At 72.8% G+C, this 19392-nt stretch carries 18 protein-coding genes and 2 pseudogenes; 5 read left to right on the forward strand and 15 right to left on the reverse strand.

Annotated features, from left to right (window positions below):
- Positions 1-160: 160 nt before the first annotated feature.
- From LCE31_RS07115 to LCE31_RS07150, 8 genes and pseudogenes are all read right to left on the reverse strand, one after another.
- Positions 161-901: a 3-oxoacyl-ACP reductase family protein gene (locus tag LCE31_RS07115; protein ID WP_225013141.1), complete on the reverse strand. Its 741-nt coding sequence runs from the start codon at positions 899-901 to the stop codon at positions 161-163.
- On the reverse strand, positions 901-1422 hold the full coding sequence (locus LCE31_RS07120; protein WP_225013142.1) for a cupin domain-containing protein: 522 nt from the start codon (positions 1420-1422) through the stop codon (positions 901-903). The genes LCE31_RS07115 and LCE31_RS07120 overlap by 1 nt, the downstream gene beginning before the upstream one ends.
- Positions 1423-1584: 162 nt before the next feature.
- Complete coding sequence (locus LCE31_RS07125; RefSeq protein WP_374118423.1) at positions 1585-2427, reverse strand: alpha/beta fold hydrolase; 843 nt, start codon at positions 2425-2427, stop codon at positions 1585-1587.
- Between the two features lie 29 nt (positions 2428-2456).
- Positions 2457-2618 (reverse strand): annotated as a pseudogene (locus tag LCE31_RS07130) (aspartate dehydrogenase domain-containing protein); the annotation flags it as partial.
- Between the two features lie 67 nt (positions 2619-2685).
- Complete coding sequence (locus tag LCE31_RS07135) at positions 2686-3834, reverse strand: acyl-CoA dehydrogenase family protein (RefSeq protein WP_225013143.1); 1149 nt, start codon at positions 3832-3834, stop codon at positions 2686-2688.
- Complete coding sequence (locus LCE31_RS07140; RefSeq protein ID WP_225013156.1) at positions 3813-5030, reverse strand: acyl-CoA dehydrogenase family protein; 1218 nt, start codon at positions 5028-5030, stop codon at positions 3813-3815. The genes LCE31_RS07135 and LCE31_RS07140 overlap by 22 nt, the downstream gene beginning before the upstream one ends.
- Positions 5030-5995, reverse strand: coding sequence for an NADPH:quinone oxidoreductase family protein (locus LCE31_RS07145; protein WP_225013144.1), 966 nt, complete (start codon positions 5993-5995; stop codon positions 5030-5032). The genes LCE31_RS07140 and LCE31_RS07145 overlap by 1 nt, the downstream gene beginning before the upstream one ends.
- Positions 5996-6265: 270 nt before the next feature.
- Positions 6266-6532, reverse strand: a complete 267-nt coding sequence (locus LCE31_RS07150) for a DUF5133 domain-containing protein (RefSeq protein WP_374118422.1) — start codon at positions 6530-6532, stop codon at positions 6266-6268.
- Between the two features lie 332 nt (positions 6533-6864).
- Between LCE31_RS07150 and LCE31_RS07155 the strand changes: the two genes are divergently transcribed.
- Positions 6865-8073 (forward strand): ABC transporter ATP-binding protein, encoded by a 1209-nt coding sequence (locus LCE31_RS07155; protein WP_225013158.1) that lies wholly within the window; start codon positions 6865-6867, stop codon positions 8071-8073.
- A gap of 204 nt (positions 8074-8277) precedes the next feature.
- Here LCE31_RS07155 and LCE31_RS07160 read toward each other — a convergent pair.
- Positions 8278-9573: pseudogene (locus tag LCE31_RS07160) on the reverse strand (APC family permease); the annotation flags it as partial.
- A gap of 318 nt (positions 9574-9891) precedes the next feature.
- Between LCE31_RS07160 and LCE31_RS07165 the strand changes: the two are divergent.
- Positions 9892-10881 (forward strand): acetylxylan esterase, encoded by a 990-nt coding sequence (locus LCE31_RS07165; protein ID WP_225013145.1) that lies wholly within the window; start codon positions 9892-9894, stop codon positions 10879-10881.
- 23 nt (positions 10882-10904) lie between these two features.
- Here the strand turns inward: LCE31_RS07165 and LCE31_RS07170 are convergent, their stop codons facing one another.
- The 6 genes from LCE31_RS07170 to LCE31_RS07195 form a co-directional block, all read right to left on the reverse strand.
- The gene (locus tag LCE31_RS07170) at positions 10905-11867 is read right to left on the reverse strand and encodes an ABC transporter substrate-binding protein (RefSeq protein WP_225013146.1); all 963 of its coding nucleotides are present in this window, start codon (positions 11865-11867) and stop codon (positions 10905-10907) included.
- The gene (locus LCE31_RS07175) at positions 11864-12538 is read right to left on the reverse strand and encodes an ABC transporter permease (RefSeq protein WP_225013147.1); all 675 of its coding nucleotides are present in this window, start codon (positions 12536-12538) and stop codon (positions 11864-11866) included. Before LCE31_RS07175 ends, LCE31_RS07170 begins: the two co-directional genes overlap by 4 nt.
- Entirely contained in the window at positions 12535-13215 is a 681-nt protein-coding gene (locus LCE31_RS07180) for an ABC transporter permease (protein WP_225013148.1), read from the reverse strand. The genes LCE31_RS07175 and LCE31_RS07180 overlap by 4 nt, the downstream gene beginning before the upstream one ends.
- A 260-nt stretch (positions 13216-13475) precedes the next feature.
- A complete protein-coding gene (locus LCE31_RS07185; RefSeq protein ID WP_225013149.1) occupies positions 13476-13925 on the reverse strand; it encodes a cupin domain-containing protein in 450 nt (149 codons plus the stop codon).
- 67 nt (positions 13926-13992) lie between these two features.
- Positions 13993-14583, reverse strand: a complete 591-nt coding sequence (locus LCE31_RS07190; protein WP_225013150.1) for a UbiX family flavin prenyltransferase — start codon at positions 14581-14583, stop codon at positions 13993-13995.
- Between the two features lie 50 nt (positions 14584-14633).
- On the reverse strand, positions 14634-16094 hold the full coding sequence (locus LCE31_RS07195) for a UbiD family decarboxylase (RefSeq protein ID WP_225013151.1): 1461 nt from the start codon (positions 16092-16094) through the stop codon (positions 14634-14636).
- A gap of 334 nt (positions 16095-16428) precedes the next feature.
- Between LCE31_RS07195 and LCE31_RS07200 the strand changes: the two genes are divergently transcribed.
- From LCE31_RS07200 to LCE31_RS07210, 3 genes are all read left to right on the forward strand, one after another.
- Positions 16429-17154 carry an ABC transporter ATP-binding protein gene (locus LCE31_RS07200; protein ID WP_308042226.1) on the forward strand — a complete coding sequence of 242 codons (726 nt, stop codon included), beginning with the start codon at positions 16429-16431 and terminating at the stop codon, positions 17152-17154.
- Between the two features lies 1 nt (position 17155).
- A complete protein-coding gene (locus LCE31_RS07205) occupies positions 17156-17983 on the forward strand; it encodes an ABC transporter permease (protein ID WP_225013153.1) in 828 nt (275 codons plus the stop codon).
- A 258-nt stretch (positions 17984-18241) separates the two neighbouring features.
- A complete protein-coding gene (locus LCE31_RS07210; RefSeq protein WP_225013154.1) occupies positions 18242-19240 on the forward strand; it encodes an ABC transporter substrate-binding protein in 999 nt (332 codons plus the stop codon).
- Positions 19241-19392 lie beyond the last annotated feature (152 nt).

The raw sequence follows: 19392 nt of genomic DNA on the forward strand, positions 1-19392 counted from the left end.
GGGGGGGGGGGGGGGGGGGGGTGGGGGGGGCGGGGGGCGGGGGGGGGGGGGGGGGGGGGGGGGGGGGGGCGGCCCCGCCCCCCCCCCCGCCCCCCCCCCCCCCCCCCCCCCGGCGGGTCCGTCCTCGCGGACTCGGTGCACTCAATCGGCCTGGGTGCACTCAGTGCATGGTGAATCCGCCGTTGACGGCGATGACTTGGCCGGTCAGATAGCGGGACTCCTCGCTCAGGAGGAAGGCCACGAGCCCCGTGATGTCGTCCGGCCGCTGGGGCCGGCTGATGGCCCGCCCCGCCGCGTACAGCTCGTGCCGTTCAGCGGGCACCGCCTCGGTGGCCTCGATCTCCGTCAGCCCCGGGGCGACCGCGTTCACGGTCACGCCGCGATCTCCGAGTTCCCGCGCCATGGCCCGGGTGAGGGCGATGACGGCTCCCTTGGACGCGATGTAGTGGGCCAGCCGGGGTGAGCCGTACAGCGCCGCGTCGGAGGCGATGTTGACGATCCGCCCGCCCCCGCCGTGCGCGAGGAGCTGGGGCAGCAGTGCGCGGGCGACCAGCCAGGGGCCCCGGGCGTTGACCGTCATCAGACGGTCCCAGGCGTCGGTCGTGATGTCCTGGAAGACCCGGCCTCCGACTCCGTCGGCGAGGGCCGCGTTGTTCACCAGCCCGTACAGCGGCCCGAGTTCACCGACCCGCTCGGCCAGGTCGTCGACCGAGGCCGGGTCGGCCACGTCGCACCGTACGAAGTGGGCCCGGTGTCCGAGGCCCCTCAGTCCGTCGGCCGCGCGCTCGCCGAGATCGGCGCGCACCTCCGCCACCACGACGCGGAACCCGTCGGCCGCGGCCCGGTGTGCCATGGCGAGCCCGAGGCCCCGGCCCGCGCCGGTGACGACGACCGTGCGCATCAGTCGCGGGTCACGCCGTGCATCGGCGAGTGCTCGGGGTACGTGGGGACTTGGGGCTTGCGCGTGCCGATGACGACACAGAGCAGGGCGTCGGTGTCGCCCTCGTTCTTGAGGGAGCGGGCCACACCGGCGGGCACCACGATCATGTCGCGGTAGCCGAACGTGCGGTACTCCGCCTCGTCCTCGCCGCGGTGGATGCCGACCCTGACCTTCCCCTCCAGGATGAAGAAGGCCTCCTCGACGTCGTGGTGGGTGTGTTCCGGCCCTTCCGCGCCGGGCGGCAGCAGCATGTTGGAGAAGGTGAAGCCGCCGGACGGCAGGATGCGGTTGTCGCCCTCGTGGTCGCCGGTGGCGCCCGAGCCCACGTACCGTATCTGGGCGCGCCGGTACTGGTCGCCCGCCTTGGCCTGGAAGGCGAGGGTGTTCCAGTCGGGTTCGCGCGAGTCCCTGCTGGCGATGAGCGAGTCGGTGTAGGCCGCGAGATCGCCGCCGTTGTCGTACGCGGTGGTGTCGAGAGGCATGGAGGTGCCGCCTTCCTGCGATGGACGCGTGTGGGGTTGGATCGCCGCGGACCGTGGTGGACCGCCGCGTGCTGTTGTGGAGGAACGTGCGGTGTGTTGTGCCGGCCGGCCGGCGGGGCGGATCGTCCGGACGGAGGGGCCCGGTGGGGCCGTACGGGCTGCTCAGCCGCGGTCGCGGACGGAGCAGATGTCGAGGTGGGAGAGAATCCAGGCGTTGACCCGGGCGGGCTGCTCCTGGTGGGCGAGGTGGCCGGCGCCGCGTACCACGACGAACGCGCAGCGGGGAAGCGCGCCGGCGAGTGCCTGCGCCCCGGCCACACCGGTCACCCGGTCGTGTTCACCGACGAGGACCAGGGCCGGTGCGGTGACGGACGCGAGCCGGTCGCTGTGGTCGGTGGCGGCCATCGACTCGGCGGCGTAGCGGTAGCCGGGCAGCCGGACGGCGGCGGCCATGGCGGACACGACGCGTTCGGCCAGGCCGGCCGGGGCGTCCTGGCCGAGGAGCCGGGGCGCGCGGCGCGCCGCGAAGGCCCGCGGGCCGCTCTCGGCGAGCTCGTCGGCGCGGGCCCGCATCGCGCGCGCCTTGTGGGGGTCCGTGCCCGAGCCCGGGCTGGAGTCGGCAAGGACGAGGGAGAGTACGAGGCCGGGGTGGCGCAGCGCGAGGCGCAGCGCGATCACACCGCCCCAGGACGCGCCCACGACATGGGCCGGGCCGCCGCGCTCCCGCAGCAGGGCGGCGGCGGTGTCGGCGTAGTCGTCCAGTGTGAGGGGCCGGCCGGGGTCGGCCGAGCGTCCGTAGCCCGGCGCGTCCCAGGCGAACACCCGGGCGTGCGCGCCGAGTTCGGCGAGCTGGGCGGCAAAGGAGACGGAGGACGAGCCGATGCCGTGCAGGCAGAGCACCCGTGGCCCGGCGTCACCCGCCTCCTCGACATGGAGGTCTGCGGGGTCGTACGGGAGTGTGCCGGTGGCACCGGTGGCGGTGCCCGTGGTGTGCGCGCCGGTCACACGGTCGGCGCCGGTAGCGTCCCCGCCGGTCACACGATCACCCCGTTCGCGCCGGCCACCGCGGCGACGCCGCGCAGCACCGCGTACGGCACGACCCTGCTGGTCGCCGGGTTGTCGTGGTCCGGTGCGTGGCACACCTCGAAGCGGTAGGAGCCTTCGGGTCCCCGTGCCTGTACGAGGTGGCTGGTGCGGTGGGCGCGGGGGTGGGGGGCCCCCCCCCCCCGGGCCGCGGGGGGGGGGCCCCCCCGGGTTCTGCCGTCAGGCCCCGGTGGGCGCCGGCAGGTCCACGAGTGCGGCCAGCGCCTCCTTGTGGCGTCCCGCCGTGCCGAAAGCGGCCTCGTCGGCCTTGGCCCGCTTGAGTGCCAGGTGAGCGGGGTGTTCCCAGGTCATCCCGATGCCGCCGTGCAGCTGGACGCACTCCTCGGCCGCGTGCACGGCGACTCGCCCGCAGTACGCCCCGGCCACGGCGACCGCCAGGCCCGCTTCCGGGTCCCCGGTGGCGAGCGCGTCGGCCGCGTTGCGTGCGGCGGCCCGGGCGGAGACGACCTCCACCCACAGCTGGGCCATGCGGTGCTTGAGCGCCTGGAAGGAGCCGATGGGCCGGTTGAACTGGTGGCGCTCCCTGGTGTGCCGGACCGTCTCCTCCAAGCACCATTCGGCCAGGCCCAGTTGCTCGGAGGCGAGGAGTCCCGCGCCGCTCAGCAGGCCCCGGCGGACCGCGGATCTGGCCGTGGGCGCGTCCGCGAGCCGGAGTCCTGGCGAGGCGCCGAGCGTGACAGCCGCGAGCGGCCGGGTCAGATCGAGGGGGGTGAGCGGAGCGATCGTGACGGCCGGGTCCGTCCTCTCGACCGCGTACAGCCCGTCCTCGCGCGGTACGAGCAGGATGTCGGCGCGGGCGGCATCCGCGACGCTCGTCACCGTGGGCTCCCCGGCCGGCGGCCTGCCGTACGGTGCCGTGGTGAGGGGGAGCGCGAGCACGGCGGTGCGCGCGCCGGTGGCGAGTGCCGTGACCAGACCCGCGACATCGGGCTCGTCGGTGTCACAGCCGAGCAGGGTCTCGGTGGCCACGACGGAGCTGGTGAGGTACGGCGCGGGGGTGACGGCCCGGCCCAGCTCCTCCAGGACGACGGCGGCCTCGCGGTGGCTCGCCCCCTGCCCGCCCAGCTCTTCGGGTACGAGCAGGCCCGCGGCGCCGATCGCGCCGGCGAGCCGGTCCCAGAGCACCGCGTCGTACGGATCGCCCGACTCGGCGCGGGCGAGGGCCCGCGCCGGGTCCGCGCGGTCGGTGAGCAGGGCCCGTACGGCGGCCCGCAGGTCGTCCTCGGTCTGCGAGTACAGCAGGTCGGGTGCCGCGCCCGCCGGAGTGGGCGCGGTGTCCGTGCGGGTCATCGCGTCAGGTCCTTCCATGCGACGTCCTTGTCGTTGCGCGGCTCCGGCGGCAGGCCGAGGACGCGTTCCGCGACGATGTTGAGGAGGATCTCGCTGGTCCCGCCCTCGATGGAGTTGCCCTTGGAGCGCAGGTAGCGGTATCCGGCGTCGCGGCCGGTGAAGTCGACGTGCTCGGGGCGGCGCATGGTCCAGTCCGAGTACAGCAGGCCCTCGTCTCCGAGGAGTTCGACCTCCAGACCGCTGATGGCCTGGTTGAGGCGGGCGAACGTGAGCTTCATGCCGCTGCCCTCGGGGCCCGGATGGCCCGCCACGAGCTGCTGCCGGAGCCGCTCACCCGTGAGGCGTCCGACCTCCGCCTCGACCCACAGGTCGAGCAGCCGCTGATGCAGGTCGTGGGTGCGCAGCTCGGGGCGGTCGCGCCAGGTGGCGGCCGCGGGCCCGATCATGCCGCCCTCGCGGGGCTGTCGGGCGCCGCCGATCGAGACACGCTCGTTCATGAGGGTGGTCTGCGCGACACGCCACCCCTCGCCCACGTCGCCGAGGCGGTGGGCGTCGGGGATGCGGACACCGGTGAGGAACACCTCGTTGAACTCGGCCTCGCCGGTGATCTGGCGCAGCGGGCGCACCTCGACGCCGGGGTCCGTCATGTCGCAGACGAAGTAGGTGATGCCGCGGTGCTTGGGCAGCTCAGGGTCGGTGCGGGCGATGAGGATGGCCCAGCGGGCGAGGTGCGCGCTCGACGTCCAGACCTTCTGGCCGTCCACGATCCAGTCGCCGGTGGCCTCGTCGCGCACGGCGCGGGTGGCGAGCGCGGCGAGGTCGGACCCGGCGCCGGGTTCGCTGAAGAGCTGGCACCACACCTCCCGGCCGGTCCACAGCGGCTTCAGGAAGCGCTCCCGCTGCTCCTGGGTGCCGTAGCGCAGCACGGTCGGCGCGGCCATGCCGAGGCCGATGCCGATGCGGCGCGGGTCGTTGCCGGGGGCTCCCGCGGCCTCGAGTTCCGCGTCGACGGCGGGCTGCAGCGCGCGGGGCGCGTCGAGACCGCCGAGGCCTGCGGGGAAGTGGACCCAGGCGAGGCCCGCGTCGAAGCGCGCGTCGAGGAACTCCGCCGGGTCCGTGGTGGCGGGCGGGTGGTCGCGGAGCAGCTGCCGCACGCGGGCGCGCAGGTCGTCGGCGTCGGGCGGGTCGGCGGCACCGCCGGCGGACGCGGCCATCATTCGGCTCCTTCCGGTACGACGACGACGCGGCCCGTAGTGGTGCCGTCCGCGACCCGCTGCACGGCGTCGGCGGCATCGGCGAGGGCGACGCGTTCGCTGACGAGCGGGGCGATCCTGCCCTGGTCGGCGAGGGTGGTGAGGCGTTCGTGGCAGCGGGCGATCGCGGCGGGGTCCTTCGCCGCGTACAGCCCCCAGTGCAGGCCGAGGATGGAGTAGTTCTTCACGAGGGCGTGGCTGAGCGCGGGCGCCGGGATCTCGCCGCTGGTGAAGCCGATGACGACGATGCGGCCCTCGAAGGCCACGCACTTGGCGGACTTCGTGTAGGCGTCGCCGCCGACGGGGTCGTAGACGACATCGGCGCCCCGCCCGCCGGTGACGTCCTTGACGGCGGCGACGATGTCGTCGGCGTGCCGGTCGAGCACGAGGTCGCAGCCGAGGGCGCGGGCGGTCTCGGCCTTCGCCGGTCCCCCGACGACGCCGACGACGGTGGCGCCCGCGGCCTTGCCCAGCTGGACGGCGGCGCTGCCCACTCCCCCGGCGGCGGCGTGCACGAGGAGCGTCTCTCCGGCCTGGAGGTGGGCGCGGCGGTGCAGCGCGAACCAGCCGGTCTGGTAGCCGATGTGCAGGGCCGCGGCCTGTGCGTCGTCGAGCGAGGCGGGGGCCGGGAGCAGCGTCGCCTCGTCGGCGAGCGCGTAGTCGGCGAAGCCGCCGTGCGGCAGGGCGACGGTGCCGATGACACGGCGGCCGTCCTCGGTCCTGCCGCAGATCTCCACGCCGGGGGTGAAGGGCAGCGGCGGCCGGATCTGGTACTGCCCGCGGCACAGCAGCGCGTCGGGGAAGTTCACGTTGGCGGCGCTGACCGCCACCCTGACCTGCCCCCGTCCCGGCTCGGGCGGCTCGGTCTCGGCAAGGCGCATCACCTCGCCCGGCTCGCCGTTGCTGTGCACTTGCCATGCCTGCATTCGGGCCTCCACACACGATGGGCAGTTGGGCGTCCCGCCGCATACTAAGCGGTCGCTTGCGTGTGTGGGAACCGGGTCCCGCGTCGCCTTCCGTACGGAGCGCGACGGGGTGGCCGGACCGGACACCGACGGGCGCCGCGCCCGCCCGTCCTCCGCGCGCCTGCCGGGCCCGCGGGAGGAGTCAGCGCCGCGGCGCGGCCGAGGGCAGCGGCCTGGTCGCCTGGCTCCGGGCCCCGCGTCGTGCGGGACGTTCGATGCCGGGCGCCCGGGTCATCCCCGGCGGGAGCCGCTGTCGGCGTCGGCGAAGAGGGGGACGGGGCGGATGTGGCGGAGATAGGACTCCGCCTTGAGGATCGCCTCACGGGCCGTGCGCTGGCCCATCAGGACACAGAGCGTGTAGGCCACGTCCTCGAAGCGCCGTCGGGTGGCGTCGTCGTGCGGGTCGGCGAGCACCAGCCGCTCCCACGCCCGGTAACGGCCCAGCAGGTCGGCGACCAGGTGTCGGTCCGGCAGCAGCATCTCTACCACTTCCAGCATGGTCGGTCAGCATGGTCGGTCGGTCCCGCTCGCCGTATCGAGCCGTATGTCTTCGGACGTCTTCGGACGTGGCGACGCGGGCGGAGGACGGGTCCCGCGCCGCGCGCAGCGGCGCCCCGCCCCCCGGTTCATTGTCACCCGGTCGCCACGTTTGCGCCTGTCGAGGCGGTCGGCGCGGGAGCCGGAGACCGCGCACCTCGACCGGCTCCGGCAGGCGGTGGCGAGGGACGGGCCCCCACCCGTCAGGACGGCGTCGCGCCGGGGCTTGCGGGTACGCCCCGGACGGGTCCCGGCCGTGTGCGGTCCCTCCGGAGCGCTTCTACGGTGAGTGGGTGATCCGCTTCGAACAGGTCGGCAAGGTGTATCCGGACGGCACGACCGCCGTCGACGGCCTGTCGTTCGAGGTGCGCGAGGGCGAGCTCGTCACGCTCGTCGGCCCGTCGGGCTGCGGCAAGACGACCACGATGATGATGGTGAACCGGCTGATCGACCCCACCTCGGGGCGCATCCTCGTCGATGGCGAGGACATCGCACACGTGGACCCGGTACGGCTGCGGCGGGGCATGGGGTACGTGATCCAGCAGGCCGGCCTCTTCCCGCACCGCACCGTCCTCGACAACGCGGCGGCGGTTCCGCTGCTGCTGGGCTGGAGCAGGGCGAGGGCGCGGGCGCGGGCGGCGGAGCTGCTGGAACTGGTGGGTCTGGACCCGGCGACGTACGGCAGCCGCTATCCGGGGCAGCTGTCGGGCGGGCAGCGGCAGCGGGTCGGCGTGGCGCGGGCCCTCGCCGCCGATCCGCCGGTGCTGCTGATGGACGAGCCGTTCGGCGCGGTGGACCCGGTCGTGCGGGAACGGCTGCAGGGCGAGTTCCTCGCGCTTCAGGCCGACGTGCGCAAGACGGTGCTGCTGGTGACGCACGACATCGAGGAGGCCGTCCGCATGGGCGACCGGATCGCGGTGTACGGGCGGGGCCGCATCGCCCAGTACGACACCCCCGCGGCGGTGCTGGGCGCGCCGGCCTCCGGCTATGTGGCGGAGTTCGTCGGCGCGGACCGGGGGCTTAAGCGGTTGTCGGTGACGGCCGTGGAGGCGTCGGACCTGGAACAGCCGCCGGTGGCACACACCGGTGAGCGGTCGCGCGATGTCGCGCGCCGGATGCGCGCGACGGGCGCGCGCTGGGCCGTCGTCCTCGACGAGGAGGGCGGTCTGCACGGCTGGGTGTCCGCGAAGCAGTTGTCCGGCACGGACGGCCGGGACGCGGCGGACGGCGGGGACGGGGCGGACAGGGCGGACGGCGGGGACCGCGTCGGCGATCTGGCGGGCCGTATGGAGGCGTGGGTGCCGCTCGGAGCGCCGCTGAAGCGGGCGTTCGGCGAGATGCTCCAGCATGACGCCGGGTGGGTGGCGGTCCTCGACGGGGAGCGTTTCGCCGGGGTCCTGACGCCGGCCGGGCTGCACGAGGCGTTGCGCAGGTCGGTGGACGCCGACGCACACGGGATCGCGCGCGGCGACGTCGACTTCTCGTCGGTGTCGGACGCCTGAGCGGCCGCCCAGGGGGCGCGAGGGTGCGCGCGCGGGGCCTGCACGCGGGGTGCGCGCGGGCGGGTTTAAGGCCCGTTCGGATTCCGGCGCCGGGTCCTGGCTCGCCAGGGCGGCCAGGCCGGGCTTCCGGCCCGTCAGGAGCAGCCCGAGCAGCAGGACGACACCCACACCGAGCCAGACGAACCCGAGGCGCTGCGCGGCGACCTGCGCGTTGACGACGACGTACGCGAGGATCGCGAAGCCGGCCGCCGGGGCGATCAGATGGCTGAAGTACCTGCGGCTGCGGCCCCGTACGACGTAGTGCCAGACGACCGCCACGTGCAGCACCAGGAACGCGGTCAGGGCCCCGAAGTTGACCAGAGTGGACAGCAGCGTGATGCCGTCGTCGCGGGAGGACGCCCACAGGCCGATCACCAGGGAGACCCCGGCCACCAGCAGGGTCGCGTTGACCGGCACCCGCCGGGCCGGGTGGATCGTGGCGAGGAAGGCCGGCAGCTGCCGGTCGCGCGCCATCGCGTACAGCAGCCGGGAGGTGGCGGCCTGCGCGACCAGGGAGTTGGCGAAGCCCCAGGCGAGCGCGGTGGCGAGCGCCGTGAGATCGGCGAGCCAGCCGCCGGCCGCGACGCGCGCGGCGTCGTAGAAGGCGGTTCCGTCCGGGTCGCCGCCGCTGATCAGGTGCCCGGGGTCGGGTACCAGCAGGGAGGCCACGAAGGTCTGGACGATGAACAGGGAGCCCGCGAGCAGCAGCGCCCCGATCATGGCCCGCCCGAGGGCGCGGGCGGACTCCCTGCTCTCCTCGGCCATCATCGAGATGCCGTCGAAGCCCAGGAAGCTGAGAGCGGCGACGGAGACCGCGCCGAACACGAGCGACCAGGAGAACGTGTGCCCGTCGTAGACGGGTGACCAGCTGAACCCGTGGCCCTTGCCCTGTACGAGCGCGCACACGGCCACCACCAGGAAGACCGCGAGCACGACGGCCTCGAAGAGGAGCATGATCTTGTTGAGGCGCGCGGTCATCTCGATGCCCCGGTAGTTCGCCGCGGTGTTGAGGACGACGAAGAAGACCACCCACGCCCAGACGGGCACGCCCGGCACCAGCGAGTTCATCGCGACGCCCGAGGTCAGGTAGAGCAGGCTCGGAATCAGGACGTAGTCGAGCAGCATCATCCAGCCGGAGAGGAACCCGACGGGCGCCGCGATGCCGCGCCCGGCGTACGAGTAGACGGAGCCCGCCATCGGGAAGGCCCGCGACATCTGCGCGTACGACAGCGCGGTGAACATCATGGCGACCATGCCGACCGCGTAGGCGAGGGCCACCATGCCGCCGGACGCCTCGAAGACGCTGCCGAAGATCCCCATGGGGGCGATGGGCACCATGAAGACGAGCCCGTACACGAGCAGGTCGCGGAAGCCGAGCGAGCGCCGCAACTGCTGGGCGTAGCCGTACTTCTCGATGCCCTCGGGGCCCTGTGGCTGCGGCTCCCCCGGGTTGCTGGTCATCGCGGTGCTCCCCTTCCGGATCGATCCGGGCGGACGGCGGACGGACTTCGGCGGACGATGGCACGGACCACGACGGTGCTGAACCCCGACGGGCGGACCGGCATGGGGTGACGGACAAACTGACGGGTTGACGGACTGGCGGTGCTGACGGACTGGGGACAGGCGCAGGGGCCGGGACCGGTCGCGGAGTGAGCCTAGGGCGCGCACGCACCGTGCGGCCAGGGGCCGTTGCCGTCGTCACCGGATACGCACTTCTGCACCGGGCGCCTCCGACGTACCGTGTGACCGCCTGCTTCCAACGATCAAGGTGGTGCCCCGATGGCCCTGTTCGACATGGACCTCGACCAGCTGCGCGCGTATCGCAGCGCGTCGGAGGAGCCCGCCGACTTCGACTCGTTCTGGGCACGGACGCTTGAGGAGACCCGCGCGCACGCCCTGGACGCGCGGTTCGAGCCGGTGGACACCGGGCTTTCGAAGGTGGACGTGGCCGACGTGACGTTCGCGGGCTTCGGCGGCCACCCCGTCAAGGGCTGGCTGCTGCTGCCCGCCGGGACGAAGGAGCCGCTGCCCGTGGTCGTGCAGTACCTCGGGTACGGCGGCGGTCGGGGCCCGGCGCACAAGCACCTGCTGTGGCCGGCGGCCGGCTGCGCGACCTTCGTGATGGACACGCGCGGCCAGGGCGCGGGATGGGACGGCGGCGACACGCCCGATCCCGTGGGCAGTGGGTCCTCGTTTCCCGGTTTCATGACGAAGGGCATCGAGGACCCCGAGGACTACTACTACCGGCGGCTGTTCACCGACGGGGTACGGGCCGTCGAGGCGGCACGCTCGCATCCGCTGGTGGACGCGGAGCGCACCGCGGTGGGCGGCAACAGCCAGGGCGGCGGCATCACCCTCGCGGTGGCCGGGCTGGTGGACGACCTGGCCGCGGCGATGCCGAACGTGCCGTTCCTGTGTGATTTCCCGCGCGCGACGACCCTGACGGACCGGGCCCCCTACCGGGAGATCGGCAGCTATCTGAGCACCTACCGCGGTCGTACGCACCGGGTGCGGGAGACGCTCGCGTACTTCGACGGGGTGCACTTCGCGGCGCGCGGCCGGGCACCGGCGCTGTTCTCGACGGCTCTGGAGGACCAGACGTGCCCGCCGTCGACGGTGTTCGCGGCGTTCAACGCGTACGGAAGCGGCACCGCGGACGGCGCGGTCGACAAGGAGATCGAGGTGTACGACTTCAACGGCCATGAGGGCGGCGGCCCGTACCAGGAGGCGGTGCAGCTGCGCTGGCTGCCGGGGCGCCTGGCCGCCTGAGGTGCGACGGTCTCCCGGGGCCGTCAGCGGGTCGGGAGCAGCCGCCTCGACCTGAGGTAGTGGCGTGCGACGTCCTCGGGCAGCCTGCGCCAGCTGTCGACCTGTTCATTCATGGACGCCAGGTCGGCGGTGGTCAGGACGCTCCCGAGGCGGTTCAGCACGGCGGCGACCCGGCGGCCGCCCGCACGGGCGCGGTTGACCACCGGCACGACGTGGTCGGCGTTCTGGAGGTGCTTGTCGTCGCGGAGGATGACGAGCCCGAAGTCGTCGAGTGTCGCGTCGGTGGTCGTGGTGACGAGCATCTGGTCCTTGCCGCGCTGCACCGCCTGTTTGGAGGGGGTGGTGCCCACGCCCGTGGGGTCGATGCCGGTGACACGGATGCGGTACGTGGCGCGCAGGCCGGGCGCGCAGTAAGGGCGGGACACGCACTCGTCGCCCGCCGCGAGCCGCACCGGCAGGCGGGCCCGCCCGAGGTCGCCGAGCGCGCGCAGGTGGTGCTGTGCCGCGTACGCGCGGGTGACGGCGTACGCGTTCTGGTCGACGGCGCGGCCGGGCGCGAGGACGGTGAGTCCGCGGCGCGCGGCGAGCGGGCGCAGGGCGGCCATGGTCGTGGCGAGGCTCGGCGATCCGACGGGTTTCGCGCCGGGCCCGTGCGCCTTCGCGTTCAGCCAGTCCGCGAAGGTCGCCGCGTACTCGGGTACGACGTCGATCTGTCCGCTCTCCAGGGCGGGTTCGTAGATCTCGCGGTTGGTGACGGACAGGATGCGGGTGTGGTAGCCGGCGTGGCCGAGGAGCAGCGCGTACAGCTGGGCGAGCACATCGCTCTCGGTGATGCCCGAGGAGCCGATCGTCAGATGGGTGGCGTCGCCGGGCGGGGCGGTGACCTCGCCCCGGTTCTCCAGGGAGGGGCCGACGGCGCATCCTGCGAGCAGCAGGACGGCGAGGACGGCGGCGGCCCACGCGCCCGTGCGCGCCCTGCCCCTCATGTTCCGCCGCCCCGGTAGCGCTCGGGCGCCAGCCGCTGTACGAGCGCGAAGGCGCCCTCCACCAGCAGCGCGAGGACGGCGACCAGGATCGCGCCGGCGACGACCTGCGGTGTGGAGGCGAGGTTGAACCCGGCCGTGATGATCCGGCCGAGCCCGCCGCCGCCCACCAGCGCGGCGAGGGTCGCCGTCGCGACGAGCTGGACGGCGGCGATCCGCACACCGGTGAGGATGAGCGGCAGGGCGAGCGGCACCTCGACCCGGAGCAGCTGCTGGCGGCCCGTCATCCCCATGCCGCGCGCCGCCGCGACCACATCGGGATCGACCCCGCGCATTCCGACGTACGCGTTGGTCAGCAGCGGCGGGATCGCGAAGAGGACCAGGGCGATGATCGTCGGCCACTGCCCGTACGCGCCGATCGGTGTGAGGAGCAGCAGCACGAGGACGGCGAAGGTGGGAACGGCCCGGCCCGCGTTGGAGATGTTGACGGCGAGCGCGCCGCCCTTGCCGAGGTGGCCGAGGACGAGCGCCACGGGCAGCGCGACCGCGCAGCTCAGCGCGAGGCAGACGAGGGTGAGCCAGAGGTGTTCCACGAGCCGGTGTCCGATGCCGTCGGCGCCCGCCCAGTGATCCGCGCCGGCCAGCCAGGACCAGGTCTTCGCAAGGACGCTCATGGGCGCTGCCGCCTCACCCAGGGCGTGATCAGCCACTGGACGAAGAGCAGCAGCAGGTCGGCGAGGACGGCGATGACCACGCACAGCACCGACGCGGTGAGTACCTGCGCCTTGAAGAAGGTGCCCATGCCGGCGTAGATGAGGTTCCCGAGCCCGCCGTGGCCGACGATCGCGCCGATCGTGACGAGCGAGACGGCGGACACCGTGGCAATGCGCAGTCCCGCCATGGCGGCGGGCAGCGCGAGTGGCAGCTCCACGGTGAGCAGCAGCCGCAGCGGACCGTACCCGAGACCGCGCGCGGCCTGCCGGGTCTCCTCGGGTACGGCCCGCAGCCCCGCGAGGATGTTCCGTACGAGCAGGGTGAGCGAGTAGAGGACCAGCCCGGCCACGACGAGCGAGGCGGACAGGCCGTAGAGCGGGAGCAGCAGCGAGAACATCGCGAGGGACGGGATGGTGTAGAGGACCGTGGTGATGCCGAGGACCGGGCCCGACATCCAGCGCCGGTGGCGGGCGGCCAGTGCGAGGGGCAGCGCGATGACGAGGCCGAGGCCGACGGAGACGGCGGTGAGCTGGAGGTGCTCGACGACGGCGTCGGCGAGGATGTGGCGGCGGGTGGAGAGGTAGGCGCCGCAGATCCACTCGTTGCGGGCGAGGCAGTCGTGCGGCGCGGCGGTCACCCTGCCATTGCACCGGCGGCGGGGCCCGCCCGCGCTCCGGGTTGACCCGTACGGGGGCGGCCGCGCGGCCCCGTACGGAAGAGATCCTGCGCCGGGCGGGCTTGCGCGGAAGCGCGGGCGTCCCGCGCGAGTGCGTGAAAAGCGGGGCGGGAGCCGGGATGCGGCAGCGCGGGCCAGGACGGGCCTGGCCCGGTTCCGCGCGGCTCCCGGGGCGCGGCCGGGCCGCCGGGGCGGACGGCGCCCGGCGCGGGCCCCGCGGGTCAGGCCGGGTCGCCGTCGTACTCGGAGAAGTCCGCGAAGTCGAAGCCCGGGGCGACGACGCAGGACACGAGCACCGGCTCGTCGCCCGCGGGCTCGGCCGACTGCCATTCGCCGGCCGGGATCAGGATCTGCGGGTGTTCGCCGGCCGCGACGGACATGCCGAGCAGCCGCGCCGTGTGCTCGGCGGGCGTATGGCCGGAGCCGCCGAAGCGCAGGCGGAGCGGGCCGCCGCTGTGCCACAGCCACACCTCGTCGGAGCGCACGCGGTGCCAGCGGGAGCGCTCACCCGGATGGAGGAGGAAGTAGATGCCCGTGGCGTATGCCCGCGGGCCGGGGTAGCCGTCCGGGGTCCCGGTGGCCCCGGTGCGCCAGGTCTCGCGGAACCAGCCGCCTTCCACATGCGGTTCCAGGCCCAGTTGGCGTACGAGCGGTGAGATGTCTTCGGTCATCCGGGCATTTTGGCACGCGGCGGGGCCGCCGCCGGCCCGCGGCGGCCCCGGGAGCGGACGGCCGGCCTCAGCCGGTCCAGCGGGGGAACGCCTCGTTGGCGACGCCGAACTGGTCGAGGACCTTGCCGCAGGTCTGGCGCAGCAGGTCGTCGATGGTCCGCGGCTGGTGGTAGAAGGAGAGCACCGGCGGCAGGATGGTGCCGCCCGCCAGTGTCACCCTCTTCATGTTCTCGATGTGGATGTAGTTCAGCGGTGTCTCCCGCGCCACCAGCACCAGCGGGCGCCGCTCCTTCAGGGTGACGTCCGCGGCGCGGGCCACGAGGTTGTCGGAGTTTCCGGTGGCGACCGCCGCGAGGGTCCGCATCGAGCACGGCACGACGGCCATGCCGAGGGTGGTGAACGAGCCGGAGGAGATGGCCGCGCCGAGGTCACGCGGGTCGTACACGACATCGGCGAGCTTCTCGATCTCGGCCGGGTCCCGGCGCAGTTCGAGTTCGATGCTGAGCCGGGCCCCCGCCGACAGGACGAGGTGGGTCTCGATCGTGCCCAGTTCGCGGACGAGTTCGAGGAACGTCACCGCGAGCTGCGGCGCGCTGGAGCCCGACACCCCCACCACGAGCCGCGGTCTGGTCCCCTCACTGCCTGCCGTACCTGCCATGCCGTTCTCCCTGCCTGTTGTTCCTGCCCGGCGGGCCGCCGCGCCGCCGCTCACCGGTACAGGTGGGGGTACTTGGCGCGCACCTCGGCCGCCAGGCCCGGAGAGCTCTGGGCGACGGTCGGGAAGGTGTCGCGGCGCTCGTAGGGGATGCAGGCGTCGATGACCATGCGCGAGTTGTAGAGCCGGTCGTAGTCGGTGACCAGTGTGTCGAGCCGGGACGACCAGGTCCGGTCCAGTGTGGTCGTCATGGTCTTCGGATCACACCGTGTGCCCATCGCCCAGATCACCTCGTGGATGTCGCTGGGATCGATGTCGTCGTCCACCACCACGATCCAGCGGCCCACGTAGCCGACCGGGTTGACCTGTGAGGCGACGAGCCCGACCTGGGTGGAGTGACCGAAGTAGCGCTGCTTGACGGACACGACCACGAAGGTGCGCCCCGACCCGGCCTGGTGGGCCCAGGCGCTGACGACGTCGGGGATGCCCGCGTCCTCCAGCGAGTCGAGGAGCGCGGCGGAGCGCAGGAAGCACCGCTCGAACAGGTGGGCGTGCGGCGGCTTCTGGCTCGCGGCACAGGTCAGGATGGGGTTGTCGCGGTGGTAGACGCGCTTGATACGGACGACGGGCTCGCTCTTCGCCTCGCCCGCGTAGTAGCCGTGCCACTCTCCGAACGGTCCCTCCTCCACCGTCTCGTTCGGCACGATCTCGCCCTCAAGGACGATCTCCGAGCGGGCCGGGAAGGGCAGTCCGGTGAGTTCGCCCTCGATGACCTCGTGCGGACGGCCCATCAGGCCCCCCCACCACTCCAGTTCGGGGACCTGGTCGGCGAGGGTGTAGCCGGACGCGAGGTAGGTCACCGGGTCCATGCCGACGATGATGACCACCGGGCAGGGCTTGCCCGCGCTCAGGTACTTGTCGCGGTGGATGCGCCCCTGCTTGCCGTTGGAGATGTACGAGGCGCAGGTGTTCTTCCCGGTGACCTGGACCCGGTAGGTCCCCAGGTTGACGCGGCCGGTGTCGGGGTCCCGGGTGACGACGCCGCAGGCCGTGCCGATGTAGCGGCCGCCGTCGAGCTCGTGGTGCACGGGCACGGGGAACATCGACAGCAGGTCGATGTCGTCACCGCTGACGACGTTCTCCAGGACGGGCCCCTCCGCCACCGTCTTCGGCGGGATCTGGTTGAAGCCCTTCTTGATCACCTTCCGGAACATGGTGAGCATGTCGGCGCGGCTCTTGGAGACATCGGGCTCCATGCCGAGCGCGAGGGCGAGGCGCAGCGGTGATCCGAACATGCCGTAGAGGCAGCGGTTCTGCTCCGGATAGCCGGGCACCTGGTCGAACACCAGCATCGGGGACTTCTCCACCTTCTGGCGGTAGAGCACCTCGGTGACCGCGCCCATCTCCTTGTCCCAGTGGGCCCCCGAGACGACCTCCACCTCACCGTGGTCGTCGACCGCCTCGATGAAGCTGCGCAGATCACTCTGGATGACGTCGCTGGGCTGTTTCGGCATGACTGTGGGCCTCCTATCGCCTCGGCCCCTGTGCCGGGCCGGTTCGGCGGGCTCTCGTGGTGGACCCGATAATGGGGCTAACCGTCTTACCTTTTCAATAGTGCAGATCCATTGCATGGTCTGATGTTCAGACCTAGACTCCACGGCCATGTCTCCCAGCACCCATCGCTTTCCGCAGGACTCGACGCCGCGGTCCGTTCCTGCGCATGAGCCGTCACCACGCGGCACGGCAAAGGGACTTCGCACACCGCATCTGGAGGCGGCCGGCGTCAGCATCGACTACGGCACATCCGGGCCGGCCGGCGGACCGGCGGCAGGTCCAGTGGTCGAGAATGTGCATCTCACCCTGAACAAGGGCGACTTCGTGTGCATCGTCGGCCCGTCCGGCTGCGGCAAGACGACGTTCCTCAACGCTGTCGCCGGGTTCCTCCCCATCGCCGGGGGCTCGTTGACGGTGGACGGCCGCGACATCCCGGGCCCCGGCCCGGACCGGGCCATGGTGTTCCAGCACGCGAGCCTGCTGCCGTGGCGCAGTGTGCTGGACAACGTGACGTACGGGCTCGAACTCGGCAGGCGCGTGAAGCGCGGCGAGGCTCGGGAGCGGGCCCGCGAACTCCTCGACCTGGTGGGCCTCTCGGCAGCGGCCGACCAGCACCCGGGGCAGTTGTCCGGGGGGATGCAGCAGCGGGTCAACCTGGCCCGCGCGCTCGCCGTGGAGCCCGAAGTGCTGCTGCTGGACGAGCCGTTCGCGTCCATCGACGCGCAGACGCGGGAGGTGATGCAGGGCGAGCTGCTGCGCATCTGCGTCGAGTGGGACGTCACCGCGCTGTTCGTCACCCACGACATCACCGAGGCCGCGTTCCTCGCCGACCGGGTCTGCGTGTTCGGCCCGCGGCCGGGGACCATCGTGAAGGAGGTCGACATCTCCCTGCCGCGACCGCGTGACCAGCACATCCGCAAACTCCCCGAGTTCCAGGCTCTGGTGGAGGAGATCTCCGACACCCTGCACGGTGCGGCCGCCGGCCCCGGGGCGCCCGCCGCGAACGGAGGTACCGCCTGACATGGCCGCCACCACACACACCGAGTCCCGGAAACCCGCCTCGCGCTCGGGCGACGAGCGCGGCAGATGGCGCGCGAACCCCAAGTACACCTACGGCACGGTCGCGGTGGTCGCGGCGCTCGCCGTCTGGGAGATCCTGGCGCTGCTGCGGGTGCGGCCGGCGATCGTGCTGCCGGGACCCGGCGACGTGATCACCGCCTTCCGGAACCTGTTCAGCACCAGCGCCATCTGGACGGACCTCCTGACCAGCGGACGGGAGCTGCTGCTCGGCCTGGTCTTCGCCGCGCTGGTGGGACTGCCCGTCGGCCTGCTGATCGGCTGGTACCGCAGGCTCTCCTGGGTCCTCAGCCCGTTCGTGAGCTTCCTCTACGCCACACCGCGCATCGCGCTGACACCGCTGCTGATCATCTGGCTCGGCATCGGGGACTCGTCGAAGATCATGATCGTCTTCCTGATGGCGGTGTTCCCGATCCTGATCAACGCCGCGAGCGGGGTGCAGAACCTCGATCCGGCCGTCCTGCGCGTCGCCAGGTGTTTCGGGGGCGGGGACCTCCAGATCTTCCGCACCATCGCCCTGCCCGGCACGGTGCCGTTCGTCATCAGCGGTCTGCGGCTGGCCGTCGGCCAGGCGCTGATCGGTGTGTTCGTCGCCGAGCTGAGCGGAGCCCAGGCGGGCGTCGGGATGTTGATGAACAACGCGGGACAGCAGTTCCAGACATCGGTCGTCTTCGCCGGCCTGTTCATCTTCGCCCTCACCGGAGTCACCCTCAACGCCCTTCTCCAGCGGGTGGAAAGGCACTTCGACTCCTGGCGCAACGCTTCGAGCTGACACCACCCGAGCCCGGCAGGCGCCGCCGGACCACGACGGTCGCGCCGGGCACCATCAGACACCGACGATCACGCCGGGCACCGCCGGACACCGACGAACGCGTCCAGCGCCGACAGACGCGCCAGACACCGCTGGCCCGGCCCCGTCTCCGACCGGCCGGCCCCGCCCCACACCGACGGACCCCGAACGGCACGATCCGACACCGACGACGGCCCCGACCGACCCTGCCCGATACCGACGGACCCCGAAAGAGGCACGATGCGCAACAGCGGAAAGCACGGCGGAAAGCTCGCTCTCACGGCAGTCGCGGGTGCTCTGGCCCTGTCGGCCTGCGCGCCGGGGGTCGGCGCACAGAGCGGGGACGGCACCGGAGGCTCGGGCGACACCACCAGGATGACCGTCAGCTACAGCCAGCTCGTCGCCGACCAACTGCCCCTGTGGATCGCGGTCGACTCCGGCCTGTTCAAGAAGCAGGGGCTCGATGTCACCCTCACCAGCCTCAGTGGTTCCGACGGCTTCCCGGCACTGATCTCGGGGCAGACGCAGATGGCGTCGATCGGCGCGTCCGAGATGATCTCCGGCGCGGCGTCCGGTGCCCAGGTGCGCTACCTGGCCACGCTCACACCGGTGTTCCCGTACCAGTTCTACGCGAAGGTGAAGACCGCCTCGCAGCTCAAGGGCAAGCGCATCGGCGTCACCACGAGCAGCGGTTCGGTGTACGTCGCCACGCTCGCGGCGCTGAAGCAGCTGGGGCTGACACCGAAGGACGTACAACTGGTGTCGCTCGGCTCCGTCACCAACGTCAACAACGCGCTCATCGCGGGCAGTGTGGACGCGGCCCTCTCGCACCCGCCGGCGTCCGCGCCGATCGAGGCGGCCGGCTACCACAGCATGCTCGACCTGGCGAAGCAGAAGATCCCCACCTCCAATGTCGGGCTCGCGACCACCGCGGCGTACGCGACGAGCCACAAGGCGGACATCAAGAAGTTCATGACGGCTCTTGGCCAGGCCATCACGCGGGAGAAGTCGGACGAGACGTACGCGGAGAGCGAGCTGTCGAAACACCTGAAGATCAACGATCCGAAGGCGCTCAAGGAGACCTGGGAGTACTTCGCGAAGGAGGTGCTGCCCGCGAGGCCGACCCCCACCACGGCGCAACTCCAGACGTCCAAGGACGCGTTGGCGAAGACGCCCGGCGTGTCGAAACTGGACCTGTCGAAGATCGTCGACAGCACGTACTTCCCGCCCGCAGGCTGACCCGCCCGGAGCGGCGGGTCGGGGCGCCGGGCCCGGTCGCCGGGCCGAGGCGGCGGGAGAGGGCGGCGGGCCGGGGGGGGGGGCCGGGGCGGGGGGCCGGGGGGGGGGGCGGCGGCCGCGGGGGGGGGGGGGCGCGCGGGCCGCGCGCGCCC

The organism is Streptomyces sp. 8L (assembly GCF_020176795.1).
In the GTDB taxonomy this organism is placed as follows: Bacteria; Actinomycetota; Actinomycetes; order Streptomycetales; family Streptomycetaceae; genus Streptomyces.